This is a genomic window from Providencia sp. PROV272, from assembly GCF_049901975.1.
GTDB lineage: Bacteria > Pseudomonadota > Gammaproteobacteria > Enterobacterales > Enterobacteriaceae > Providencia > Providencia stuartii.
Window position 1 is genome coordinate 1599471 of record NZ_CP096291.1, and the last position, 25521, is coordinate 1624991.

General features: G+C 42.6%; 21 protein-coding genes. 20 read left to right on the forward strand and 1 reads right to left on the reverse strand.

Annotated features, from left to right (window positions below):
* Window positions 1-184 precede the first annotated feature (184 nt).
* Entirely contained in the window at window positions 185-988 is an 804-nt protein-coding gene (gene suhB / locus M1E93_RS07135) for an inositol-1-monophosphatase (RefSeq protein WP_004921404.1), read from the reverse strand.
* 125 nt (window positions 989-1113) lie between these two features.
* On the opposite strand from suhB, the gene trmJ reads away from it, so the two are divergent.
* The 20 genes from trmJ to M1E93_RS07235 all read left to right on the forward strand — a co-directional run bounded on the left by trmJ (window position 1114) and on the right by M1E93_RS07235 (window position 25483).
* Window positions 1114-1845 carry a tRNA (cytosine(32)/uridine(32)-2'-O)-methyltransferase TrmJ gene (trmJ, locus tag M1E93_RS07140; RefSeq protein ID WP_004921401.1) on the forward strand — a complete coding sequence of 244 codons (732 nt, stop codon included), beginning with the start codon at window positions 1114-1116 and terminating at the stop codon, window positions 1843-1845.
* 106 nt (window positions 1846-1951) lie between these two features.
* Window positions 1952-2449, forward strand: a complete 498-nt coding sequence (gene iscR / locus M1E93_RS07145) for a Fe-S cluster assembly transcriptional regulator IscR (RefSeq protein WP_004921396.1) — start codon at window positions 1952-1954, stop codon at window positions 2447-2449.
* A 117-nt stretch (window positions 2450-2566) separates the two neighbouring features.
* A complete protein-coding gene (locus M1E93_RS07150) occupies window positions 2567-3781 on the forward strand; it encodes an IscS subfamily cysteine desulfurase (RefSeq protein WP_426207232.1) in 1215 nt (404 codons plus the stop codon).
* A gap of 24 nt (window positions 3782-3805) precedes the next feature.
* On the forward strand, window positions 3806-4192 hold the full coding sequence (iscU, locus tag M1E93_RS07155) for a Fe-S cluster assembly scaffold IscU (RefSeq protein ID WP_004921389.1): 387 nt from the start codon (window positions 3806-3808) through the stop codon (window positions 4190-4192).
* A gap of 148 nt (window positions 4193-4340) precedes the next feature.
* On the forward strand, window positions 4341-4664 hold the full coding sequence (gene iscA, locus M1E93_RS07160) for an iron-sulfur cluster assembly protein IscA (RefSeq protein ID WP_004921385.1): 324 nt from the start codon (window positions 4341-4343) through the stop codon (window positions 4662-4664).
* Between the two features lie 157 nt (window positions 4665-4821).
* On the forward strand, window positions 4822-5343 hold the full coding sequence (hscB, locus tag M1E93_RS07165) for a co-chaperone HscB (RefSeq protein ID WP_004921381.1): 522 nt from the start codon (window positions 4822-4824) through the stop codon (window positions 5341-5343).
* A gap of 11 nt (window positions 5344-5354) precedes the next feature.
* Complete coding sequence (gene hscA, locus M1E93_RS07170) at window positions 5355-7205, forward strand: Fe-S protein assembly chaperone HscA (protein WP_088499172.1); 1851 nt, start codon at window positions 5355-5357, stop codon at window positions 7203-7205.
* A 2-nt stretch (window positions 7206-7207) separates the two neighbouring features.
* Window positions 7208-7543: an ISC system 2Fe-2S type ferredoxin gene (gene fdx / locus M1E93_RS07175; RefSeq protein WP_004921377.1), complete on the forward strand. Its 336-nt coding sequence runs from the start codon at window positions 7208-7210 to the stop codon at window positions 7541-7543.
* Between the two features lie 33 nt (window positions 7544-7576).
* A complete protein-coding gene (gene iscX, locus M1E93_RS07180) occupies window positions 7577-7777 on the forward strand; it encodes a Fe-S cluster assembly protein IscX (RefSeq protein ID WP_053110534.1) in 201 nt (66 codons plus the stop codon).
* Window positions 7778-7939: 162 nt separating this feature from the next.
* Window positions 7940-9235, forward strand: coding sequence for an aminopeptidase PepB (gene pepB / locus M1E93_RS07185; RefSeq protein WP_004921373.1), 1296 nt, complete (start codon window positions 7940-7942; stop codon window positions 9233-9235).
* Between the two features lie 99 nt (window positions 9236-9334).
* Window positions 9335-9793 (forward strand): enhanced serine sensitivity protein SseB C-terminal domain-containing protein, encoded by a 459-nt coding sequence (locus M1E93_RS07190; protein ID WP_004921371.1) that lies wholly within the window; start codon window positions 9335-9337, stop codon window positions 9791-9793.
* 422 nt (window positions 9794-10215) lie between these two features.
* The gene (locus M1E93_RS07195; RefSeq protein ID WP_154625620.1) at window positions 10216-11154 is read left to right on the forward strand and encodes an Rpn family recombination-promoting nuclease/putative transposase; all 939 of its coding nucleotides are present in this window, start codon (window positions 10216-10218) and stop codon (window positions 11152-11154) included.
* A 327-nt stretch (window positions 11155-11481) separates the two neighbouring features.
* Window positions 11482-16530 carry an alpha-2-macroglobulin family protein gene (locus M1E93_RS07200; RefSeq protein WP_426207233.1) on the forward strand — a complete coding sequence of 1683 codons (5049 nt, stop codon included), beginning with the start codon at window positions 11482-11484 and terminating at the stop codon, window positions 16528-16530.
* Window positions 16531-16603: 73 nt separating this feature from the next.
* A complete protein-coding gene (pbpC, locus tag M1E93_RS07205) occupies window positions 16604-18925 on the forward strand; it encodes a peptidoglycan glycosyltransferase PbpC (protein WP_088499176.1) in 2322 nt (773 codons plus the stop codon).
* A gap of 243 nt (window positions 18926-19168) precedes the next feature.
* A complete protein-coding gene (gene ndk, locus M1E93_RS07210; protein ID WP_004921360.1) occupies window positions 19169-19594 on the forward strand; it encodes a nucleoside-diphosphate kinase in 426 nt (141 codons plus the stop codon).
* A gap of 152 nt (window positions 19595-19746) precedes the next feature.
* Window positions 19747-20928 (forward strand): bifunctional tRNA (adenosine(37)-C2)-methyltransferase TrmG/ribosomal RNA large subunit methyltransferase RlmN, encoded by a 1182-nt coding sequence (locus M1E93_RS07215; RefSeq protein ID WP_004921358.1) that lies wholly within the window; start codon window positions 19747-19749, stop codon window positions 20926-20928.
* 193 nt (window positions 20929-21121) lie between these two features.
* Window positions 21122-22066: a cytoskeleton protein RodZ gene (rodZ, locus tag M1E93_RS07220; RefSeq protein ID WP_004921357.1), complete on the forward strand. Its 945-nt coding sequence runs from the start codon at window positions 21122-21124 to the stop codon at window positions 22064-22066.
* Between the two features lie 153 nt (window positions 22067-22219).
* Window positions 22220-23341, forward strand: a complete 1122-nt coding sequence (gene ispG / locus M1E93_RS07225) for a flavodoxin-dependent (E)-4-hydroxy-3-methylbut-2-enyl-diphosphate synthase (RefSeq protein WP_004921354.1) — start codon at window positions 22220-22222, stop codon at window positions 23339-23341.
* Window positions 23342-23556: 215 nt separating this feature from the next.
* Window positions 23557-24849 carry a histidine--tRNA ligase gene (hisS, locus tag M1E93_RS07230; protein ID WP_014656316.1) on the forward strand — a complete coding sequence of 431 codons (1293 nt, stop codon included), beginning with the start codon at window positions 23557-23559 and terminating at the stop codon, window positions 24847-24849.
* 10 nt (window positions 24850-24859) lie between these two features.
* Window positions 24860-25483, forward strand: a complete 624-nt coding sequence (locus M1E93_RS07235) for a YfgM family protein (RefSeq protein WP_004921349.1) — start codon at window positions 24860-24862, stop codon at window positions 25481-25483.
* Window positions 25484-25521: the final 38 nt, after the last annotated feature.

Here is a 25521-nt window from a genome sequence, read left to right on the forward strand (position 1 = left end):
GATATATATCTGAAGTGAATGAACAATCCAAAATCACTAACAAGAAGGCATTTTGGTGGTGTAATCGATAGTAAAAAACGTGACACTAAAATGCTTTCTATCAAATTGAGTTATCTTATGGTGGGTTATATGAGAGGGGAGAATTAAAGGCATTGGGGGAAGCCCCAACACCTTTATTAAATCATTAACGTTTCAGTGACTCGGATAATTCTTCACGCATCACAGATAAAATCTCTTTAACAATGCGTGGGCTACCCGCAACAATATTACCTGAAGCTAAGTAATTATGGTTGCCAACAAAATCCGTCATAATACCGCCAGCTTCACGCATGATCAGTTCACCACCTAAGAAATCCCATGGTTTTAAACCAATTTCATAGTAAGCATCGACACGACCCGCAGCGACGTAACACAAGTCTAGAGCCGCTGAGCCTGTACGGCGGAAGTCTGCACAGCTCTCAAACATTTTGCTCATGATGTTCATGAACACAACGGCGTGTTGTTTTTGCTTAAAGGGGAAACCGGTTGCCACGATCGCGCCATCGAGTTCGCGAGCATCGGCACCACGTAGGCGATAACCATTTAATTGTGCGCCTTGACCACGAACAGCGGTAAATAACTCGTTACGCATAGGATCGTAAACAGCGGCGACTTCTGTACGGCCTTTAATACGAACCGCGATAGAAACAGCAAAGTGAGGGAAACGTTTTGTGAAGTTAGTGGTGCCATCCAGTGGATCGATTACCCATTGAATATCATCTTCTTTACCAAGTAACTCACCACTTTCTTCAGTAATGATAGTGTGGTCAGGATAAGATTTACGGATGACCTCGATAATTAAATGTTCTGCTTCACGGTCAACGTTGGTGACGAAATCGTTAGAGCCTTTTTGAGTGATTTGAACATTGTCAGGCGTTTCATAGCTTTTTGCTATGTGGTTGCCAGCCTTACGCGCAGCACGTATGGCGATATTTAGCATCGGATGCATGGGCTTTTTCCACTGGAATGTTAAAGAACGAAAAACTTTGAGTGGGCGGATTATATAGATGTTCGTCACAATAAGCAATTTTGTGTTAGACTCTTGCGATTATTTTTTAGAAAAACGACTAAACCATGTTAGACAATATCCGCATTATCCTTGTTGAGACCTCACACACTGGCAATATGGGCTCTACTGCTAGAGCCATGAAAACCATGGGTTTATCCAACCTTTATCTCGTTAATCCACAAGTACAGCCTGACTCGCATGCGATTGCGCTTTCTGCAGGAGCCAGCGATGTTATTGGCAATGCCACGATAGTCAATTCATTGGATGAAGCTCTAGAAGGGTGTAAATTAGTCATTGGCACGAGCGCGCGCTCCCGGACACTTTCTTGGCCGATGGTTGCACCGCGTGAATGTGGCGAAAAATCAGTGATGCAAGCGAAAACGGCGCCTGTTGCCATAATTTTTGGCCGTGAGCGTATTGGGCTGACCAATGAAGAGCTGCAAAAATGCCAGTACCATCTTTATATACCTACCAATCCTGAATATGGTTCATTAAACCTTGCGATGGCGGTTCAGTTGGTCAGTTACGAAATTCGCATGGCCTATTTAGCCCTAGAGGAAAAAAACGCAGTGAACTCGGAGGAGGATGAGGTAGAATATCCGCCGGTAGAAGATATTGAGCGTTTTTATGTGCATCTTGAAAGTGTGTTGAATGAATCAGGGTTTATTCGTAAGGCGCATCCGGGCCTAATTATGAATAAATTGAGACGTTTATACACCCGTGCACACATTGAAACTCAGGAGCTACATATTTTACGTGGTATCCTGACTTCAATGGAAAAATGGGCAAAAAAATGAGTTATCACTCCGTGAAAAATACTTGAGTAAATTAGTCAGGTAAATAGTTGACTAAATTAGTCGGGAATGTCACAATTGGGCAATATTTTACCACGGAGTATATGTTATGAGACTCACTTCCAAAGGGCGTTATGCAGTAACGGCGATGTTAGATGTCGCATTACACTCTCAGACAGGGCCTGTACCTTTAGCTGATATTTCTGAGCGTCAGGGAATTTCCCTCTCTTATCTTGAGCAACTTTTCGCTCGTCTACGCAAAAACGAGCTTGTTTCGAGTGTTCGTGGCCCAGGTGGTGGTTATTTGCTAGGCCGCGATGCTGATCAAATTTTTGTTGCTCAAGTAATTGCCGCGGTTGATGAATCTGTTGATGCGACACGTTGTCAAGGCAACAAAGAAGGTTGTCAAAATGGTGACCGTTGTCTAACGCATGCGCTGTGGCGTGATTTGAGCGATAGGATCACAAGCTTCCTAAGCAGCATTAGCCTTGATGAATTAGTTAAAAATCAAGAAGTCATAGATGTCGCCGATAGACAAGATAACGAAAAACGTCGGGCAACATTAGGTGGTCTTTCACCTGAAACGATTATTAATGTCCGTGCTTAATTATATAATATTTTAATAAATTGCAGTTGATACACAAAATGATGGGGTTCGAATGAATGATCATCATAGGTATCGTTAGAAAATGAAGACAATTTTGTCTTTTGGAGTAAGTGAGCAATGAAATTACCGATTTATCTTGATTATTCAGCAACAACACCCGTTGACCCACGTGTTGCTGAAAAAATGATGCAATGTCTAACAATGGACGGCATTTTTGGTAACCCCGCTTCGCGCTCTCACCGTTTTGGGTGGCAAGCAGAAGAGGCCGTTGATATTGCACGTAATCAAATCGCAGAATTGGTGAATGCCGATCCACGCGAAATTGTCTTTACTTCAGGTGCAACAGAATCTGATAACTTAGCTATCAAAGGTGCCGCTAATTTCTATCAAAAGAAAGGCAAGCACATTGTCACTTGTAAAACAGAGCACAAAGCAGTTTTAGACACCTGCCGCCAGCTTGAGCGTGAAGGGTTTGAAGTGACTTACCTTGCACCACAAAGCAATGGTTTGATTGACCTGAAAGATTTAGAAGCTGCTTTACGCGACGATACTATCCTTGTTTCTATTATGCATGTGAATAATGAAATTGGTGTCGTTCAAGATATCGCAGCCATCGGTGAAATGTGCCGTAGCCGCAACATTATTTTCCATGTCGACGCCACTCAAAGCGTTGGTAAACTCCCTATCGACCTGTCCACTCTGAAAGTGGATTTGATGTCATTCTCTGCACATAAACTGTATGGCCCTATGGGTATCGGTGCTTTGTATGTGCGTCGTAAACCACGTGTTCGCCTTGAAGCTCAACAACACGGTGGTGGTCATGAGCGTGGTATGCGTTCTGGTACATTACCTGTCCCTCAAATCGTTGGGATGGGTGAGGCTTACCGTATCGCAAAAGAAGAAATGGCTGAGGAGTCAGCACGCTTACGTAAACTGCGCATGCGTCTTTGGAATGGCATTAAAGATATTGAAGAAGTTTACCTCAATGGTGATTTAGAGAACGGTGCTCCACACATTCTGAATGTCAGCTTCAACTATGTTGAAGGTGAATCGCTGATGATGTCTCTTAAAGATTTAGCGGTATCATCTGGCTCTGCATGTACTTCTGCAAGCCTAGAACCTTCTTATGTTCTACGTGCCCTTGGAATGAATGATGAACTTGCTCACAGTTCTATTCGTTTTTCTTTAGGTCGCTTTACAACAGAAGAAGAAATTGACTATGCAATCAAACAGATTCATGGCGCAATTGGCCACTTACGTGAACTGTCTCCTTTATGGGAAATGTTCAAAGACGGCGTAGATCTTAACAGCATCGAATGGTCTCACCATTAATCAGACAGTTTCAGGAGTTTAAAAATGGCATATAGTGAAAAAGTCATCGATCATTATGAAAATCCACGTAATGTGGGTTCATTCGACAATAACGACCCAAGCGTAGGTAGCGGGATGGTTGGCGCGCCAGCTTGTGGTGATGTGATGAAACTGCAAATCAAAGTAAATGATAATGGAATCATTGAAGATGCGCGTTTCAAGACTTACGGCTGTGGCTCAGCAATTGCTTCAAGTTCACTTGTCACTGAGTGGATGAAAGGTAAAAGCTTAGATGAAGCCGAAGCGATTAAAAATACAGCTATCGCTGAAGAGCTAGAATTACCACCAGTGAAAATTCACTGTTCGATTCTTGCTGAAGATGCAATTAAAGCAGCCATTGCGGATTATAAAAGCAAACGCCAAGGCAAATAAGGCTTTAATTCCGGCTAATGGGCACATGGACATAAATAACTAAAATCCGTGTGATGAAAACATCGGTCGGTATAATTGATTAATTTTTAAGGCGGATGCTACCAATTAGTGAGTATCTGCCTTGTTTGTTTCTATAGTGAGGTTCGCAATGTCTATTTCTCTAACAGAAAGTGCTGCGCAACGTATTCAAGCTTTCCTCGCAAGCCGTGGTAAAGGTGAAGGTTTACGCCTTGGTGTCAGAACATCAGGTTGCTCAGGCATGGCCTATATTCTCGAATTTGCAGATATTATCAATGAAGAAGATACCGTTTTTGAAGATAAAGGTGTCAAAGTGATCGTTGATGGTAAAAGCATTGTCTACTTAGACGGTACTGAGCTAGATTTTGTCAAAGAAGGCTTAAATGAAGGTTTTAAATTCAATAACCCCAATGTCAGCAGTGAGTGCGGTTGTGGTGAAAGCTTTCACGTATAATGTCTTTTTATAGGCAATATTTTTAACTAATGCATTTCGTGGCTCCTGACACCTATCGAAAGCGAATATTCGCGCTGATTATTTAACATTGTGAGTGAGTTTTGATAGCTAACTACACGAAGTGCATGAGTGCGTCAGTTCGAGAAACTAAGTACTTATGGATTATTTTACTCTTTTTGGGTTAACGCCCAACTATGCGATCGATAATGAACAATTAACGCAACGTTTTCAATCGCTACAGCGCCAATACCATCCAGATCGCTTTGCTGCCTGTACGGAACAGGAAAAAATGCAAGCGCTTCAACAAGCGGCAACGATCAATGCGGCTTACCAAGCTCTTCGTCATCCACTAAAACGTGCCGAATATATGTTATTACTACAAGGGATTGATATTAATAACGAACAACATACTATGCACGACACTGCATTCTTAATGGAGCAATTAGAGCTACGAGAAGAGCTCGATAATATTGAGCACCATAATAATGCGACTGATTTGCTTACAGCGTTCATGACGAAAGTAAAACAAATGCAAAAAACACGTTCCGCATTGATGGTTGAGCAACTCGATAGTGCACAGTGGGAATTGGCGGCAGATACGGTACGTAAATTGCGTTTTCTCGATAAATTACAGCAACAAGCTGAACAACTCGAAGAACGTTTACTGGATGATTTTTAAGAGAAACGATTATGGCTTTACTTCAAATCAGCGAACCAGGCATGACAGCCGCACCACATCAACGTAAATTGGCGGCGGGGATTGATCTTGGTACGACTCACTCTTTGGTCGCCACGGTACGTAGCGGTGAAGCAACGGCTTTACCTGATCATGATGGGCGTTATTTACTACCATCGGTCGTCAATTATCAATCCGATAATAAACAAGTGGGCTGGGTGGCAAAACAGCTAGCAGAGCGTGACCCTGTTAATACCATTATTTCGGTAAAAAGAATGATGGGGCGTTCATTGGCTGACATCCAACAACGTTATCCCGACCTACCTTATCGTTTCACTGCTAGTGAAAATGGGCTTCCTTTTATTCAAACGGCAGCAGGGCAAGTTGATCCGATCCAAGTTTCTTCAGATATTTTAAAAACGCTAGCAAAGAGAGCGGAAGAAACATTAGGCGGAGAAATGGATGGTGTCGTGATCACCGTACCCGCTTATTTCGATGACGCACAACGCCAAGGAACAAAAGATGCAGCCCGCCTTGCCGGTTTACATGTTCTCCGTTTATTAAATGAACCGACAGCGGCGGCTATTGCCTATGGTCTTGATTCAGGCCAAGAAGGGGTCATCGCTGTTTATGATTTAGGAGGTGGAACATTTGATGTTTCTATTTTGCGCCTAAGTCGTGGCGTGTTTGAAGTCCTTGCTACAGGGGGCGATACCGCACTGGGCGGCGATGATTTTGACCAAGCATTAGCCAAATGGATTGCCGAGCAAGCAGGTATTCAGACACAAGGTGACCACCATTTAAATCGTCAATTACTGAATGCTGCAACCGAAGCGAAAATCGCACTTAGTGAGGCTGAAACCGCACAAATTTCATTGCCACAATGGCAAGGAGAAATTCAGCGTGAGGTGTTTGAACAGTTAATACAAAACCATGTGAAACGCACATTAATGGCCTGCCGTCGTGCATTGAAAGATGCACAAGTAGATGCTGATGACGTGTTAAATGTGGTGATGGTTGGTGGCTCTACCCGCGTGCCTTTAGTCAGAAATAAGGTTGGTGAATTTTTTGGTAAACAACCATTAACTTCGATTGATCCTGACAAAGTAGTAGCCATTGGTGCTGCCATCCAAGCTGATATTTTAGTGGGCAATAAGCCTGATAGTGACATGTTGCTGTTAGATGTTATCCCATTGTCGTTAGGTCTTGAAACGATGGGGGGATTAGTCGAAAAAATTATCCCTCGTAATACCACGATACCTGTAGCACGTGCCCAAGAGTTTACGACGTTTAAAGACGGGCAAACAGCGATGTCTGTGCATGTGGTACAAGGTGAGCGTGAAATGGTTTCAGATTGCCGTTCATTAGCACGTTTTTCATTACGCGATATTCCGCCAATGGCTGCTGGTGGTGCTCATATTCGTGTCACTTTCCAAGTGGATGCGGATGGCTTGTTAAGCGTCAGTGCAATGGAAAAATCGACGGGAGTAGCCGCTTCTATTCAGGTGAAGCCCTCATATGGGTTAACTGATACTGAAATTTCAAGCATGATTAAAGATTCAATGGCTAATGCGCAAGATGATTTAAATGCGCGCCGTTTAGCGGAACAAAAAGTTGAAGCCGCAAGAGTGCTTGAGAGTTTGACTAGTGCATTAGAGCAAGATGCTAATCTATTGACTCCCGACGAAGAGTCAGCGATTGATAATGCCGTCAATATATTAATTGAAGCAGTAGAAGGCACAGACCCTACTGCTATTGAAAATGCCATTAAACAACTGGATAAGCAATCACAGGGGTTTGCGGCGCGTCGAATGGATGCTTCTATTCGCCAAGCGCTATCAGGCCAATCTGTGGATGAGATATAATTATGCCTAAAATAGTTTTTCTACCTCATACAGAATTATGTCCGGAAGGTGCAGTTGTTGATGCACAACAGGGCGAGTCAATTTTAAATGCAGCATTGCGAGTTGGCATTGAACTTGAACATGCATGTGAAAAATCATGTGCTTGTACAACTTGTCACTGTATTGTTCGCGAAGGCTTTGATTCTCTCGAAGAGAGCAGCGAATTAGAAGATGACATGCTGGATAAGGCATGGGGATTAGAACCAGAAAGTCGCTTAAGCTGCCAAGCTTTGGTCGCTGACGAAGATTTGGTTGTTGAGATCCCAAAATATACAATTAATCACGCTCGTGAGCATTAATACTGATATAATCCGCTGTGTGGGGAAGCAAATATGAGCCTTAAATGGTCGAATAGCCGAGAAATCGGTGAAGCACTGTACGATGCGTATCCTGATTTGGATCCAAAAACTGTGCGCTTTACGGATATGCACCGATGGATTTGTGAATTAGAAGAGTTCGACGATGATCCACAAAAATCCAACGAGAAAATCTTAGAAGCCATTTTATTGGTTTGGTTGGATGAGTTCGAATAATTTTCAAATTTGATAGATAAACCGGGCAACTCGTCCGGTTTTTATTTATGAGCACTATCTTGATACCTATTTGGCCGTTAATCGGTTAAGTTACTTCTATCAGCGACTGATTTAGACAAGAGCTGCCTGTAAAAAACAGATACAGATAAAGTGGGAGAAACGATGACAAAACAAATTATGCCAGTAATGATTTCATTTGAAGCCGCGGCACCTTGTTGGGGTGAAGGGGCGTTAGTGAGTTCTGGCGATAAAGGAATAACTATTCATTTAAAGCATCCGGGTAAGTTGTGCGCGGTACAAAGTGCAGGGCGTAAATTGGATAGCCAAGGTATTCGTAATGTTTCTTTAACGGGTGAAGGTTGGGATCTAGAAAAAAGTTGGGCATTTTGGCAAGGTTTTCGTGCACCAAAAGGGGCAAGAACAATAGAGTGGCCAGTTTTGCCAGAAGCGGATCGCCAAGAATTAGAAAACCGTATCCGTACAATTGATTGGGTACGCGATGTGATCAATGCGCCAGCGGATGAGTTAGGGCCAGAGCAACTGGCGCAACGTGCGATTGATTTGTTGTGTCATATTAATGCTGAAGATATCAGTTACCGTATCATTAAAGGTGATGATCTACTTGAGCAAGGGTATGCAGGTATTCATACGGTAGGTCGTGGTTCAAGCCGTGCGCCTGCTTTATTAGCGTTAGATTACAACCCTACAGGCAACCCCCACGCGGCTGTTTTTGCCTGCTTAGTTGGGAAAGGGATCACATTTGATTCAGGTGGCTATAGTATCAAACCTTCATCATCCATGAACTCAATGAAAGCAGATATGGGTGGGGCAGCAACGCTGGTTGGTTCTCTGGCACTCGCTATTAATCGTGGTCTGAAAAAACGCGTTAAATTGTTCCTTTGCTTGGCTGACAATATGGTTAGCAGCAATGCCTTTAAATTAGGTGATATCATCCGTTACCGCAATGGTAAGTCTGTTGAAGTGATGAACACAGATGCAGAAGGTCGTTTAGTTTTGGCTGATGGCTTGATTGATGCAAGTAAAGAGCAGCCATCGCTGATTATTGATGCGGCAACTTTAACGGGGGCTGCAAAAACCGCAGTTGGCAACGACTATCATTCAGTGCTTAGCTTTGATGATAAACTGGTTGCTGAGCTTATGGATGCTTCAAATGAAGAGTTTGAACTGTTTTGGCGCTTACCACTGGCTGAATTCCACCGCCAGCAATTGCCGTCGGGGTTTGCTGACCTAAATAACATTGCTGCACCATCCCATACAGCAGGTGCAAGTACCGCAGCCGCATTCCTATCCCATTTTGTTGAGAATTATCGTCAAAACTGGGTGCATATTGATTGTTCAGCAACGTACCGTAAATCACCAGTGAGCCTGTGGGCTGAAGGTGCAACGGGAATTGGTGTAAGAACGATAGCAAACTTACTGATGAAAAAAGCAGGCTAAAAAGTTTTATCTTAATAAACATTAGCGGGGACGAAGGGGGCGACTTTTCGTGCCCGTTTTTTTATTATAGGGTTAATTATTTTTCTATGAGGCATAAGCATGTCGCAGCAATCCGAATCGAATAAACCTTTTAGCAACGATAACAATATCGAATTTACTGAGTTGGTTATTCCTCAAGGGGCATCGTTAAAATTAAGCGCACTTGAAGAAGAGCCTGAAGCATTAGTAGGGGTCTTAACTGAATGTTTTAAACAGCATAAGGTGGTACGCCGTGCCTTTTTAGTATCTGCCCAAGAAGAAAACCAAGAGGGTGATGAAGCTATTTTAATGGTGGCATTAGAGTTTGTGCCAGGAACTGAGAATATCGATGAGATTATTCATCAAGCGGGAACATTAGCGTGTGAATATTTAGACGATAATGAGTCCATTGATTTTTGTTTAGTTAATGAAGCAGAAAAGGGTATTAGCCATTTTATTACTGAACATATTCAACCTTTCTATCAACGTAAGTTAGGCAGTTGGTTACGTGATTCAATCCCAATTAAAAACACCAAATAAGCTTCTGCAGTGGGTTAGTGGCCCACTGTGGGGTATCCCTCATTAGACCAATAGCTTAAATAACCTAAGCAGCGAGCGTCATTACATATAGCGTTTCAGAATCATGCTATTTTTCAGAGAAACTTTTGTCGTGAGTTAATTGAGCGACTAATGACCTTTTCAGTATTGAGATGATAGGTTTGTCATGTAATGACAAATAGTAGGGTACATCGTCCATATTGATGGTTAAATAGTTTAAAGTCATAAATATTGCTGTGTCGATAACGATATGGCTAGTGTGAGTGTAGTCAGTAACGACTTAATATATGACGAGTTATAGTGGTCATTTAAAATACGATGCTCCCTTCTAAGGCAATCACCAAAATCGCCTGCAAATAAATATCACAATGATTTTTATAGGTCTGCTTAGATAAGGTTCGCTAATGAAGAAAGTACAACGACACTCAGCTCACGATGCGGCATTTAAAGGTTTCATGGCGCAAATAGAAAATGCTAAAGATTTTTTTCATTTTCATTTACCAGAGCATATTCATGCATTATGTGATTTTGAAACATTAACTCTCACTAATTCTTCTTTCATAGACAAACAATTGCGTTCACGATTATCAGATGTGTTGTATTCAGTTCAAACGACAGAAGGAGAAGGGTATATTTACTTACTCGTCGAACATCAATCTTCACCAGACAAATTGATGGCATGGCGATTAATGCATTATGCATTTTTAGCGATGAATCAGCATTTGCAACAAGGGCATAAGAACTTGCCACTAGTGGTACCTGTTTTGTTTTATCACGGGGAGAGTTCACCTTATCCATATTCACAATTATGGACTGACTGTTTTCCTCTCGCGGATGTGGCTAATAACTTGTACACACGTTCTTTTCCTTTAGTCGATGTCACGGTTATTGATGATAATGAAATTGTTAATTATCGTAAGGTTGCAATTATGGAATTGGCTATGAAACATAAGCATTTGCGGGAGGAAAGTGAGCATGTGATCTCCCTATTGGCTCAAGCGCTCAATAATCACTATAATACTGATAGCGATGTCATCACTATTCTCAACTATCTATTTTTTACGATGGATGCAGAAAATGTTGAGAAAATAGTCCAACAGTTGAGTGAAAAAACTGAAAAGCATCAAGAGGTTATTATGAATATTGCACAACGTTTGCAAGATAAAGGTGTAAAAGCAGGCTGGGAAAAAGGGCATCAACAAGGTCTGGAAGAGGGCATTGAAAAAGGCAAACATGAGGCAAATCTTGCTATCGCTAGAACACTTTTAAAAAATGGAATTAGCCTTGAGTTAATTATGGAAAGTACAGGGCTAAGCCAAGAAGAACTTATTTCCCTCCAGTGATGTGACAGGTGCCCTGTTTTGTTGATGTGAAGGGCTCTATTTTTTCTTTGTATCTTACAAAATCATCACAACACCGCCTACTGATACATTAATGGATTATCTTATGTGCGTTAATATCTGTTTTATCTGTACTGATGCCTAAAATAGTTAGGGTTTTTTCCGCTTTGTCTTATAGGTACTAATCGCACAATCTGTTAAATTGTGTAACCGATTTACGCACTATCTCAGTCTTTGCTTATTTTAACATCCAGCCAAGATTTCTGTAGCTTCCAACTTATAGATGGAAGTAAAAGCACCATATATTAACTATAAAAGGAAGAATCGGTCATGAATCAACATATTCGTTGGGCTTCATTGGCGGGTCTAAAAACAAAAAAACGTTATATTGTAGCAGCATTAGCCTCAGTTATTGCACTAACAGGTTGTGATAATTCAGACAACACAAATAGTAAAGAAAACAGCGTCGTAGCCGAAAAAAGTGCAACGACAGAAAAAGTGATTCAAACGGCACCGTTAGCGGCGGCAAAGGGAGCTACGCCGAAATTATCAGCAGCTGAAATGATGAAGCGCTATGCGGGTAAAGAGTTAACTATTCTTGATGCCTCTGAGTTGCAACTAGATGGGGCAAGCGCAATGGTTGTCACCTTCTCTGTGCCGCTATATGAGGAGCAAGATTTTAGTCAATATTTAAACTTAGTTGATGTGAAATCAGGAAAATTGGATGGTGCTTGGGAACTATCCGATAATAAAATGGAGTTACGTTTTCGTCACTTACCGCCATCAAGAGAGTTAAATCTCACAGTAAATACAGGGATTAAGGCGATAAATGGGCGTACGATAGAGCAACCATTTGAGAAAAAACTGCAAACAGCACAGATTATCCCAACAGTTGGTTTTGCAAGCAAAGGCTCCTTATTACCGAGCAAAGTAGCACAAGGATTGCCCGTTATTGCGCTGAATGTAGATAAAGTCGATGTGAATTTTTTCCGTATTGACGAAAAGCAATTACCACAATTTCTGTCAATGTGGCAATACCGTAGTAACTATGAATATTGGTATTCAGAAGAGTTTCTCAATAAAACCGAACTTGCTTATACAGGGCGCTTTGACCTCAATCCTGATAAAAACACTCGCCAAACCGTTTTACTACCTTTAAAAGACATTAAAGAGCTACAGCAAGACGGCGTCTACCTAGCTATCATGCAAAAAGCGGGTAGCTACAGTTATCAGTTCCCTGCAACAGTATTCACCCTGAGTGACATAGGGGTCTCACTGCATAGCTATCAAGATCAGGTTGATGTTTTTACGCAATCACTCGCAAAAGGTTCCGCCCTTAAAGGCGTTGAGCTGCGTATCCTTGATGAAAAAGGTCAATTGGTTAACCAAGCGACTACTGATAGCGAGGGGCATGCCAAATTAGATAAATTAGCGGGTGGAAAATTATTGCTAGCGACCCTTGATGGGCAAACGAGCATGATTGACCTTACTCAACCTGCTTTAGACCTCTCTGAATTTGATATTTCAGGCCCTACTGGATACGCAAAACAATTTTTTGTGTTTGGGCCACGTGACTTATATCGCCCAGGTGAACTGTTATTGGTTAATGGGTTATTACGCGACGGTGATGGAAATCCACTTAAAGCGCAACCTGTTAAAGTGGATGTTTTAAAAACGGATGGACAGGTTGTTAGAAGTTTTGTGTGGCAACCTGAGAAAGACCATGATGGTTTGTATCAATACCAGTATGAAATTCCTCAATCAGCGGAAACGGGGGGCTGGTCATTACGCTTTGATTTAGGTGACGGGTCACCACTACGTTACTATAAATTCAATGTTGAAGACTTTATGCCTGAACGCATGGCATTAGATGTCACTACAAAAGATAAACCTATTTTGAATAATCAGCCTGTTGAGTTTGATATTCAAGGCCGCTATTTATATGGTGCACCCGCCGCGGGTAATGAACTTCAAGGGCAAATATTTATTCGTCCTGATCGTGAAGCCGTAGCTAAATTACCTGGATTTGAATTTGGTTTTGCGAGCGAAGAAGGGTTGCAACGTAAGCTTGATGAATTCGATTTAACGCTAGATGATACGGGTGAAACCGCCATTAGTGTGCCACAAAGTAATTGGGAATCTTTACGCTCCCCAATAAAAGTTATTGCGCAAGTTAGTCTATTGGAGGCGGGCGGGCGTCCGGTGACCCGTCGTGCTGAGCAAGCCGTATGGCCAGCAAGGGAGATGGTGGGTATTCGCCCATTATTCAATAAAAAGGAAATTTATGATTATCGAACTGACCGCTATGCCCAACGCTATAATGTTGATGAAAATTCTTTAGCGGAGTTTGAGCTTGTCTTTGCTGATGCTGCCGGAAATAAATTAGAGGCCAACAATTTAACTGCACGCCTAATTTATGAGCGTCGTGATTATTATTGGAATTGGTCTGAAAGTGGTGGTTGGACATCAAACTATGATCAAAAAGATTTAGTGATGGCCAATGAAAACATCAAGATTAGTCAAGGTCAGACAACAAAAGTCTCATTTCCTGTTGATTGGGGTGCCTTCCGTCTTGAGGTTATCAATGAAAATAACCAATTAGTCACCAGTCTACCGTTTTGGGCCGGTTATTCATGGCAAGACAATACGGGCGGTAATGGGGCTGTGCGCCCTGATCAAGTTAAGCTGAGTTTAAATAAACCGGCTTATTTACCGGGTGAAAAAGCAAAAGTTCGTGTGGAATCACCAAAAGCGGGTAAAGGTTATATTTTACTTGAATCAAGTAATGGTCCACTGTGGTGGCAAGAAATTGATGTTCCTGAAAAAGGAATGGAAATTGAGGTACCAGTGAATAAAGAGTGGGCTCGCCATGACCTATACATTACTGCGGTCGTTGTTCGTCCAGGAGATGACTCGAAAGAGGCAACGGTTAAGCGAGCGATTGGGGTACTTCATCTTCCGTTAGCGGATGAAAATCGCAAGATTGGATTAGCGCTCTCAGCACCAACCCAAATGCGTCCAAACCAAGACCTTATCGTTAAAGTGAAAGCGACGGCACAAGATGGCAAGCCATTACCTGAAAAAGTCAATGTATTGCTATCTGCTGTGGATACTGGCGTGTTGAACATTACTGATTTTAAAACGCCCGATCCGTATGACGCCTTCTTTGGTCGTAAACGTTACAGTGTCGATCAGTACGATGTGTACGGTCACCTCATTGAAGGCCAAGGTAAGTTAGCAAATTTACGTTTTGGTGGTGATGGTGAAGATACTTCATTAGATCGTGGTGGAATGAAGCTACTTACAGAAGTGCAAATCATTGCGGAACAGGCGGCACCTGTCACATTAGATAAAAATGGTGAAGGTGAAATTAGCTTACCGATCCCTGATTTTAATGGTGAGTTGCGCGTAATGGCTCAAGCATGGAATGAGAAGGATTTTGGTCATGCTGATAGTAAAGTCGTGGTAGCGGCGCCGCTTATCACTCAAATGTCGATGCCACGTTTTATGGCTGGTGGTGATAAATCTTACTTCGCATTAGATCTCACTAACACGACGGACAATACACAAAATGTGACAGTGACTTTTAAAGCTTCTGGAATGGTGAAATTAGAAGGAGCCGCCACGAAAGAGCTAGCCTTAGTGAAAGGTAAACGTACAACGGTAACGTTGCCAGTTCGCGCGGATTATGGTTATGGTCAGGGTGAGGTTTCAATGACAATCAATGGTATTGATTTGCCAGATGAATCATTGAAAGCGTATAGCAATAGTTGGAAAGTCGGGGTTCGCCCTGCACAGCCTGCGGAAACGGTCTCTTATGCTGTTGCTATTGAGCCGGGTGAGCAATGGTCATTACCAACCGAGAATTTACAAGGTCTCTCCCCTAATACGCTCGAAGGTCAAGTTTTACTAACTAGCCGTCCACCATTGCAGATTGCCCGCTATATTCGTGAGCTATTTGCTTATCCATATGGCTGTCTTGAGCAGACAATCAGTGGCTTGTATCCATCGTTATACTCTTCACAAGCAGAGCTGAATAAGTTAGGTATAAAATCGCAGACAGATGATGACCGTCGCAAAGCCATTGAATTGGGGATCCCTCATTTATTAAGCATGCAACGTCCTGATGGTGGTTTCTCGTTATGGGATCGTAACGGTAGAGAAGAGTACTGGTTAACGGCATATGCTGCGGATTTCCTTAACCGAGCAAATCAGCGTGGTTATGCGGTGCCGAAAGAGGCATTAACCAATGCTAATAGTCGTTTATTGAGCTATTTACAAGATGGTAATCAAATTAATTACCCCTATGTAGATGATCAATCAGCCGCACGTTTTGCAGCCCAAGCCTATGCGGGCTTAGTACTTGCAACACAGCAAAAGGCGCCTCTCGGAGCATTACGACAACTCTACTCAAGAAGTCAGGAAGCCAATAGTGGGTTGCCACTAGTACAGTTGGGTATCGCTTTAAATTTGATGGGCGATAAAACACGGGGTGATAATGTAATTGCTTATGGGTTGAAAAAGCAGCGAGCTCGTTACAGCTACAGTGGGGATTATGGCTCAATCATTCGTGATGATGCGATGATCGTTGCGTTACTGAATGAATACCAATTGATGACAAAAGCACGTGATCAAAAACTGCAAATGCTTTCAAACAACTTGGTATCTCAACAGTACTTCTCAACTCAAGAGAGCAATGCGCTGTACTTGGCGGGACGTTATTATGTGAATAATACAGAAACCCCATGGAAAGCGGTCATTAATGGTCAACAACCACCGATGACCTCAGATAAGCCTATCAATGAGTTTTTAACTAAAGAGCAGCTAAAAACAGGTTATAGTATCGAAAATACAGGAACGAACACGTTGTATGGCCAATTGAACGTAGTGGGTTATCCATTGTATACGCCAACACCAAGTTCGAATGTGTTGAATGTGAAACGAACCTATTTAGATCTGCAAGGTCGTCCAATTTCACTCGATCGTTTAAGAACAGGTGAAATGGTCGTGGTGAAATTAGAAGTTAATGCTTCACAAAGAGTACCTGATGCTTTAGTGGTTGATTTATTGCCTGCTGGCTTAGAGCTTGAAAACCAGAACTTAGCAAATAGTAGTGCTAATCTGAGTGAAACTGCGCCAAACTTGCAGGAAGTGATTGATGATATGCAACAATCACAAGTCAACCATATGGAATATCGGGATGATCGCTTTGTGGCAGCCGTTGAGGTTGAGCAATATAGACCGACAACATTAGTCTATTTGGCGCGTGCCGTGACACCGGGGGTATATTCTATCCCGGCTCCACAAGTGGAATCGATGTATGTTCCTGAATGGCGTGCGGTAGGTAAAGCTAACGGCCAATTAGAAGTCGTTCGTTAATCTTTAATCAGCCCTTATACTGGATGCGTGATGATTTCGGAATAAGGGCTATTTGTTTGCGGTATATCCATCTATGAAAAAAAGATTACGACGCGCTGGGTTGGTTTTGCTCTGCTTGGTGATTTTTTTGCCTCTTTTATTTTTGCTGGCAGATAAGATTTGGCCATTGCCGATAAAACAAGTTGAGATGGCGCGCACGGTCGTTGCCCAGGATGGTACACCACTTTGGCGTTTTGCGGATAAAGAAGGAATATGGCGTTACCCCGTAAAACTGGATCAAGTTTCCCCTGAGTTTATCGAAGCATTATTGACCTACGAAGATCGTCATTTTTATCAACATCCCGGTGTTAACCCATTTTCATTACTGAGAGCATTGTGGCAAGACGTCAGTTCAGGGCGCATTGTCTCTGGTGGAAGTACGATCTCAATGCAAGTTGCTCGGTTAGTCGATCCCCATGACCGCACCATAACAGGGAAATTGAAACAGTTATGGCGTACTGCACAACTTGAATATCACTATTCAAAAGATGAAATACTGGAAATGTATCTTAACCGAGCTCCCTATGGAGGTACGATTGAAGGTATCGGTGCGGCCAGTTGGGTCTATTTAAACAAAGCACCTGATAAATTAACCTCGGGTGAAGCGGCATTGTTTGCGGTGTTGCCACAAGCACCTAGTCGACTAAGGCCAGACCGTTACCCCGAAAGAGCGCAAGCTGCACGCGATAAAGTGCTCGATAGACTCGCGGAATATCAGGTGTGGCCAGCAGATAAAATTGAAGATATTAAACAAGAACAGATTTGGTTAGCGCCACGCAAAAATCCGAATTCTGCGCCTTTGTTGGCGCGCCGAGTTGTCAAGGATGCACAAGAAACGGTCATTGAAACCACCATTGATGCAGGGTTGCAGCGCCAATTGGAAGAGATGGCAATTAACTGGAAAAACCAGCTTCCTAAGCAGACATCGCTAGGGATATTGGTAGTAGATCATACTGATATGAGTGTGAAAGCTTATATTGGGTCAATCGATTTTCAAGATAATGGCCGTTTTGGTCATGTCGATATGATCACGGCTTGGCGCTCACCGGGGTCAACATTGAAACCCTTTTTATATGCTTTAGCGATGGATGATGGCTTGATCCACGCTGAATCTTTACTGCAAGATGTGCCTCGACGCTTCGATGATTATCGACCGGGGAACTTTGATAGCGGTTTTAATGGGCCTGTGAGTGTGAGTGACGCATTAGTCCGTTCACTGAATTTACCCGTAGTACAAGTGCTTGACGTTTACGGAAGTAAGCGTTTTACGGCGAAATTACGTAATGTGGGAACAGAATTACGTTTTCCTTTAGCTAGCGAACCTAATTTGTCGTTAATTTTAGGTGGCACTGCCGCTCGTATGGATGAGCTAGTTGCGGCTTATAGTGCTTTTGCTCGCCAAGGGAAAGTGTCGCCATTGCGCTATCGTCCAACAGACACAATACGTGATCGCCAATTAATGTCAGCGGGTGCGGCATGGATTATTCGGCGTATTATGGGTGGTGAAGCGCGCCCTGTTCCTGATAGTAGTTTGACCGCGCAAGTTAATTTAGCGTGGAAAACAGGTACTAGCTATGGTTATCGAGATGCTTGGGCTATCGGGGTAAATCCACGCTACACAATAGGAGTGTGGGTGGGGCGGCCCGATGGTACTCCTGTTGCCGGGCAATTAGGTTATGCGACCGCGATCCCCATTATGAATCAAGTGAATAATTTATTGTTAGGGCGTTTGTATCAATCGAATCAATTGATGCCAAAAGACACCAAGCCATCAACGGTCAGTCAAGCGATGATCTGTTGGCCTAGCGGCACTGTATTACCAGAAGGGGATAGTAATTGTCGGCAACGCCGTTTAAGTTGGATTTTAGATAATACGATCCCGCCAACATTAATGGCGAAAGATCAAGAATCATTATTGGGGTTACGTCAGAAAATATGGGTAAATGAACAAGGGTTGCAGGTTGCTCCTGATTGCTCTAATGCAGTGGAAAAAGAGGTTTATTTGTGGCCGATTACCTTAGAGTCTTGGTTACCACAGAGTGAAAAACGGATAAATCGTTTACCGCCAATCGACTCGTCCTGTCCTCCACTGCGTACGGAAACACCACCTTTGTTTATTTCGGGCATCCGTGATGGGGAAATTCTGCAACGGCTACCAGGAAAAACGAGTTTGGATGTGCGTCTAATGACACAAGGTGGGCAAGGGCAGCAATGGTGGTTTTTAAATGGTGAACAGATCCAAGAGACTGAGCACAATGGTAGCGTTTTACTGACCTTCGATAAGGCAGGAAACTATCAAATTTCGGTATTAGATCTTGGTGGGCAAGTCACGTCAGTTAATTTTAAAGTCAAGTAACAAATAAAAAGTGTGACTGAGTCAAAAAAATAGTGTTTTTTGCTATAAAAAGTTTAACAAAATGTTGATGTGACTGTAGGAAATTGTAATCGTAGCCCCTATAATCAACGCCTTAATTTCTGCTGCTCGTCATCAGAAGATAAACAATATAAAAAACTACAACTGACATCTACTTTGTGTTTTGATTAACATGAAAGTTAAGAATACAAAAGTAAAAGTCACGATATCGCTAAGAGGTTATTTATGACGGTTCAACGTACATTTTCTATTATTAAACCAAACGCAGTGAAGAAAAATGCTATTGGTGCAATCTATAATCGTTTTGAAAGCGCTGGTTTTTCAATCGTTGCCGCCAAAATGTTGCATTTGACTCGTGAGCAAGCAGAAGGTTTCTACGCAGAGCACAAAGGCCGCCCTTTCTTTGAAGGTCTGGTTGAATTCATGACTTCTGGTCCAATTATGCTGCAAGTACTAGAAGGCGAGAACGCAGTTCAACGTCACCGTGACCTAATGGGTGCAACTAATCCAGATAATGCACTGGCAGGTACTCTACGTGCTGACTATGCAGACAGCTTCACTGAGAATGCGGTTCACGGTTCAGATTCTGTTGAATCAGCAAACCGCGAAATCGCGTATTTCTTCACTGAAGACGAAATCTGCCCACGCTAATTGGTAAACTAGTGTAATGCATTAGCATTATTCTTATAAAGTTTGTACAATGCGACGCCCTGTTAATATAATTGTTAACAGGGCGATTTTATTATGAACGTTGTGCTACCAAAGTAGCACTCGCCGAAAGTGTAACAACGAGGCAACTTAACATGTCCGATATGACAACCAGTGCACAATGTGCAACTTCCTCCGCTATTTCTGTCACACCAGAAAACAACACACAAAAAATTAACCTGCTGGATTTGAATCGCAAGCAGATGCGTGAATTTTTTGCGCAAATGGGTGAAAAACCATTCCGTGCCGATCAAGTCATGAAATGGATTTATCACTACTGTTATGACGATTTCGATCAAATGACAGATATTAATAAAGCGTTAAGAGCAAAACTAAAGGAAGTCGCTGAAATTCGTGCTCCTGAAGTTGCTGAAGAACAACGCTCAGCAGATGGCACCATTAAATGGGCGATAACGGTAGGTGACCAGCAAGTCGAAACGGTTTATATTCCAGAAGATGATCGTGCAACCTTGTGCGTCTCCTCACAGGTAGGTTGCGCGTTGGAATGTAAATTTTGTTCTACCGCTCAACAAGGATTTAACCGTAACTTACGGGTTTCTGAAATTATCGGGCAGGTTTGGCGCGCAGCAAAAATTATTGGTTCATTAAAATCCAGTGGTCGTCGTCCTATTACCAACGTGGTTATGATGGGAATGGGGGAGCCATTACTGAACTTGAATAATGTGGTTCCCGCGATGGAAATCATGATGGATGACTTTGGTTTTGGTTTATCTAAACGCCGAGTCACACTGTCAACTTCCGGTGTTGTTCCTGCGCTGGATAAATTAGGGGATATGATTGATGTCGCTTTGGCGATTTCATTACATGCACCGACTGATGATATCCGTGATGATATTGTACCTATCAATAAAAAATACAATATAGAAACATTCCTGAGCAGTGTAAGACGTTATTTATCCAAATCCAATGCGAATGGTGGTCGTGTCACGGTAGAGTATGTCATGCTTGACCACATTAATGACAGTATTGAACAGGCTCACCAATTAGCGGAATGTTTAAAAGATACGCCAAGTAAAATTAATTTGATACCTTGGAACCCGTTCCCTGGGGCGCCGTATGGTCGTAGTTCGAATAGTCGTATTGATCGTTTTTCAAAAGTATTAATGGAATATGGCTTTACAACGATTGTGCGTAAAACACGTGGTGATGATATTGATGCCGCCTGTGGTCAGTTGGCGGGAGAAGTGATTGACCGAACAAAACGGACCTTGAAAAAACGTATGGCTGGGGAACCTATTAAGGTGAAAGCAGTCTGAAGTTATAGATAAAGTCTAAATATTTGGTCTAATTATCATTTGGGTCATTTATGGATAGGCAAAATGGCCCTCATCACCTACAATGTTTTGTAGGTGATGATATTAATATAATTATCACATTAGGATTATTACGAGTAAAGCTAAGGAAAAATAGCTTTATATTTCATTCACTCGGAAACAGTGTTGCCAGCAAATGACTATCGATAACAATACCGAACAAACCCCAATCACTGTAGGAAAATTATTGTCTCAAGCGCGTGAACGTATGGGATTAACACAAGAGTCAGTCGCGGAGCGTCTGTGTCTTAAAGTTAGTACGGTAAGGGAAATCGATGAGGATGTGAAACCTGCTGGCGTTGAACCTACGTTTTTACGCGGTTATATGCGCTTATATGCGCGTATGGTTAATGTGCCTGAAAGTGAATTGAATGCGTTACTTAAAAATGATGAGCCGATTGCGGCATCAACAGTCTCATCAATGCAGAGTTACTCTTTAGGTAAAAAGCGTAAGAAGCGTGAAGGTTGGTTAATGAAACTAACCTGGCTAATTGTCATTGTTTTGATTGCTATGGTTGGTATTTGGTGGTGGCAAGATCATCAAAAACAACAAAATGAATTTGTTACGATGGCAAATCAAAATGATTTGCTTATATCTCAGCAAAATGAAAGTGGAAATCCAGTTGAGCTTTCCAATGGGTCAACAGAGACGCCAACAAATACATCTGAGACAGGTGAAGGTACCCTTGTCGACTTAAACGCCGCTCAAGCGACAGAGAATCAGCCAATTGAATCTTTGCCAGTAAAAACCGTTCCGTTACCGAATTCACCTAATACAACCGTGAGCGTTGATCGCACTCAATCAACGGAAGAGCCTGTAGCTACTCCTGTCGTTCAAGATGCGCTCACCATGAGCTTTAAAGGTTCATGTTGGCTGGAAGTTCGCGATGCGAATAATAAAGTCTTGTATAGTGGTATTAAGAACAGCGGCGACACCTTGGATTTACAAGGTAAATTGCCTTACCGCTTGAATATTGGTGCGCCCGCAAACGTTGATATCAAATTCAATGGTAATGTGGTTGACTTAAGCCGTTTTATTAAAGCGAATCGTTCTGCTAAATTAAAAATACCTGAAGCATAAAGTCACAAATTAAGAAGACGCAAACTGTATCCTAAAACTAGAATTGTGATAGTTTGCAGTTTGCGTTTTTGTGTATAGTGGTCATCGAAGCAATGATTATCAACTACACAACAGTGTTTAAGAGCACATGGATGTCCAGAGAGTAAAATTAAAATGCATAATGAATCACCGATAAAAAGACGTAAATCCACCCGAATTTATGTAGGTAACGTGCCTATTGGCGATGGTGCTCCCATTGCTGTCCAATCTATGACGAATACGCGCACGACGGATGTTGAAGCAACTGTGCGGCAAATCCAATCACTTGAGCGTGTAGGTGTTGATATCGTCCGCGTGTCTGTTCCTACGATGGATGCAGCAGAAGCCTTTAAATTAATTAAGCAGCGCGTGAATGTGCCATTGGTTGCGGATATTCACTTTGACTACCGTATCGCGATGAAAGTGGCTGAATATGGTGTTGACTGCCTACGAATTAACCCAGGTAATATCGGCAGTGAAGAGCGTATTCGCCAAGTCGTTGATAGTGCTCGTCATCACAACATTCCTATCCGTATAGGGGTCAATGGCGGGTCACTGGAAAAAGATATCCAAGAAAAATACGGTGAGCCAACACCTGAAGCATTGGTTGAATCAGCAATGCGACATGTTGATATCTTGGACAGGCTGAATTTCGATCAGTTCAAGGTCAGTGTTAAAGCGTCGGATGTCTTTCTTGCCGTCGGCTCTTATCGTTTATTGGCGCAAAAAATTGATCAACCACTTCACCTCGGTATTACAGAAGCGGGTGGGGCTCGTTCTGGTTCAGTGAAATCAGCAATTGGTCTTGGTATGTTGTTGGCTGAAGGTATCGGCGATACGTTACGTATCTCACTCGCGGCGGATCCTGTTGAGGAAGTGAAAGTCGGTTTTGATATTCTAAAATCGTTACGGATCCGCTCACGTGGCATCAACTTTATTGCTTGCCCAACCTGTTCACGCCAAGAATTTGATGTGATTGGTACGGTAAATGCTTTGGAGCAGCGCCTCGAAGACATTATCACGCCGATGGATGTCTCTATTATTGGTTGTGTAGTGAATGGCCCGGGTGAAGCCGAGGTTTCTACTTTAGGTGTGGCTGGCGCGAAAACCAAAAGTGGTTTCTATGAAGATGGCGTTCGCCAAAAAGAGCGTTTTGATAATGACAATATTATTGATCAGCTTGAGGCGAAAATTCGCGCAAAAGCAGCAATGCTTGATGAAAATAACCGTATAAAGATAAACCAAGTCGAAAAATAATTGTCAAACAACTGGCTCATTGAGGGCCAGTTTTTGTTTTTATGACTTTTTGACGGGGGTTCAGCGCATAGCTTGATGTAAAAATTAAACGGACAAACCCAAAAAGAGCAGAATATTCCCGATTGAAGCGGAATATTGTGGTTTGTCGATTGAACCCAATGACATTTCGCTTTTATAATCGAGTCTATTCGATTCCGAAAAAATAGAGACATAACGTGGCAAAAAATATCCAGGCCGTTCGTGGCATGAATGACTATCTGCCGGCAGACACTCGAGTCTGGCAGAAAATTGAAGCAGTACTTAAAAATATTTTGCAGGGTTACAGCTTTAGTGAAATCCGTACCCCGATTGTAGAGCACACCCCGCTATTTAGCAGAGCGATTGGTGAAGTGACCGATGTTGTCGAAAAAGAGATGTATACCTTTATCGACCGTCACGACACAGATAAAGCAGAGGTAAGTCTCACTTTACGCCCTGAAAATACTGCCGGTTGCGTCCGTGCAGGTATTGAGCATGGTTTGCTGTACAATCAGGAACAGCGTTTATGGTATCTAGGGCCCATGTTTCGTCATGAACGCCCACAAAAAGGCCGTTATCGTCAATTTCACCAACTTGGCGCCGAAGTTTTCGGTCTGGCGGGGCCAGACATTGATGCTGAACTGATAATGATGACAGCACGCTGGTGGCGCGCATTAGGTATCAGCGAACATGTGACGTTAGAGTTAAACTCAATCGGCTCTTTAGACGCTCGTGCAAATTATCGTGAAGCATTAGTGGCCTTCCTTGAGCAGCATAAAGAAAAACTCGATGAAGATTGCAAACGCCGTATGTACACGAATCCATTGCGTGTGCTTGATTCAAAAAATCAAGATGTACAGGCGTTATTAAATGATGCTCCTGAGCTATTTGATTATTTAGATGATGAATCTCGTGAGCATTTTGATGGTTTATGCAAATTGTTAGATGCAGCGGGTATTCAGTATCGTGTTAATCAACGTTTAGTGCGTGGTCTGGATTATTACAACCGCACCGTTTTTGAATGGGTGACAACAGCGCTAGGCTCGCAAGGTACAGTATGTGCTGGTGGACGTTATGATGGTTTAGTCGGTCAATTGGGCGGTAAACCAACCCCAGCAGTCGGTTTTGCTATGGGCATGGAACGTATGGTTCTATTAGTTGAAAGCCTAAATCCTGGCTTTATTGCTGATGAATCTGTCACGGATGTTTATTTAGCCTCATTTGGTGAAAATAGCCAAAAATCGGCGCTGTTATTAGCAGAGCAAGTACGTGATGCTCTACCAAACTTACGTGTGATGACCAACCATGGCGGCGGTAACTTTAAAAAGCAATTAGCGCGTGCAGATAAACAGGGCGCTAAAGTTGCGTTGATTTTAGGCGAAGAGGAAATCGCTAATCACCAAGTCGGGGTAAAAGATCTACGAACAGGTGAGCAAGAAACAGTATCGCAGCAGCAATTGGCACAGCGTTTAGCTGAACTGTTAGGTTAAGGAGAGGCACGTGGAAGTTTATACAAACGAAAATGAACAAGTTGATGCGATTAAACGCTTTTTTGCTAACAATGGCGTGGCATTGGTGGTCGGGCTTGTTTTAGGGGTTGGGGCTGTTTGGGGATGGAATTACTGGCAGTCACATAAAACAAATATGCTGCAAGAAAGCGCTCAACAGTTTGCAAAAGCGAGCGAAGAACTGCATTCAGGCTCTACTCAAGGTATTGAAGCTGCGCAAAAATTCGCTGCGGATACAACAGATGTATACAGCGCGATGATCGGACTAGAGTTGGCTCAAGTGGCTGTCGATAAAGGCGATTTAGCGTTGGCTGAAAAATCATTGTCTGCTGCTTTAACTAAAGCAAAAACCGATGATATGCTTGATTTAATTAATTTCCGCTTAGCAAGAGTGCAGCTTGCACAAGGGAATGCTGATGCAGCATTAGCTTCTGTTGGTAACATCAAAGGAAAGGCATGGCAGGCTGCTGCACAAGATGTTCGTGGAGATGCATTACTTCATAAAGGCGACAATGCAGGCGCAAAAGCTGCATATACTCAAGGGCTAGATAGTGAAGGCTCACAGACGCTTAAAGAACTTCTTACCCTTAAACTGAACAACGTATCTGTACTCTAAATTATTAGGGTCGTATCCAATCGGTAGGCCAATCCCCC

What these genes read in the sequence shown, in the direction of transcription:
- ndk (WP_004921360.1), top strand. Translation starts at nt 19,169, where the DNA reads ATGACGGTTCAACGTACATTTTCTATTATTAAACCAAACGCAGTGAAG.
- rodZ (WP_004921357.1), top strand. Translation starts at nt 21,122, where the DNA reads ATGACTATCGATAACAATACCGAACAAACCCCAATCACTGTAGGAAAA.
- ispG (WP_004921354.1), top strand. Translation starts at nt 22,220, where the DNA reads ATGCATAATGAATCACCGATAAAAAGACGTAAATCCACCCGAATTTAT.
- pepB (WP_004921373.1), top strand. Translation starts at nt 7,940, where the DNA reads ATGACAAAACAAATTATGCCAGTAATGATTTCATTTGAAGCCGCGGCA.
- iscR (WP_004921396.1), top strand. Translation starts at nt 1,952, where the DNA reads ATGAGACTCACTTCCAAAGGGCGTTATGCAGTAACGGCGATGTTAGAT.
- M1E93_RS07195 (WP_154625620.1), top strand. Translation starts at nt 10,216, where the DNA reads ATGAAGAAAGTACAACGACACTCAGCTCACGATGCGGCATTTAAAGGT.
- fdx (WP_004921377.1), top strand. Translation starts at nt 7,208, where the DNA reads ATGCCTAAAATAGTTTTTCTACCTCATACAGAATTATGTCCGGAAGGT.
- M1E93_RS07150 (WP_426207232.1), top strand. Translation starts at nt 2,567, where the DNA reads ATGAAATTACCGATTTATCTTGATTATTCAGCAACAACACCCGTTGAC.
- iscU (WP_004921389.1), top strand. Translation starts at nt 3,806, where the DNA reads ATGGCATATAGTGAAAAAGTCATCGATCATTATGAAAATCCACGTAAT.
- suhB (WP_004921404.1), bottom strand. Translation starts at nt 988, where the DNA reads ATGCATCCGATGCTAAATATCGCCATACGTGCTGCGCGTAAGGCTGGC.
- M1E93_RS07190 (WP_004921371.1), top strand. Translation starts at nt 9,335, where the DNA reads ATGTCGCAGCAATCCGAATCGAATAAACCTTTTAGCAACGATAACAAT.
- pbpC (WP_088499176.1), top strand. Translation starts at nt 16,604, where the DNA reads ATGAAAAAAAGATTACGACGCGCTGGGTTGGTTTTGCTCTGCTTGGTG.
- iscA (WP_004921385.1), top strand. Translation starts at nt 4,341, where the DNA reads ATGTCTATTTCTCTAACAGAAAGTGCTGCGCAACGTATTCAAGCTTTC.
- M1E93_RS07200 (WP_426207233.1), top strand. Translation starts at nt 11,482, where the DNA reads ATGAATCAACATATTCGTTGGGCTTCATTGGCGGGTCTAAAAACAAAA.
- trmJ (WP_004921401.1), top strand. Translation starts at nt 1,114, where the DNA reads ATGTTAGACAATATCCGCATTATCCTTGTTGAGACCTCACACACTGGC.
- M1E93_RS07215 (WP_004921358.1), top strand. Translation starts at nt 19,747, where the DNA reads ATGTCCGATATGACAACCAGTGCACAATGTGCAACTTCCTCCGCTATT.
- hscB (WP_004921381.1), top strand. Translation starts at nt 4,822, where the DNA reads ATGGATTATTTTACTCTTTTTGGGTTAACGCCCAACTATGCGATCGAT.
- iscX (WP_053110534.1), top strand. Translation starts at nt 7,577, where the DNA reads ATGAGCCTTAAATGGTCGAATAGCCGAGAAATCGGTGAAGCACTGTAC.
- hscA (WP_088499172.1), top strand. Translation starts at nt 5,355, where the DNA reads ATGGCTTTACTTCAAATCAGCGAACCAGGCATGACAGCCGCACCACAT.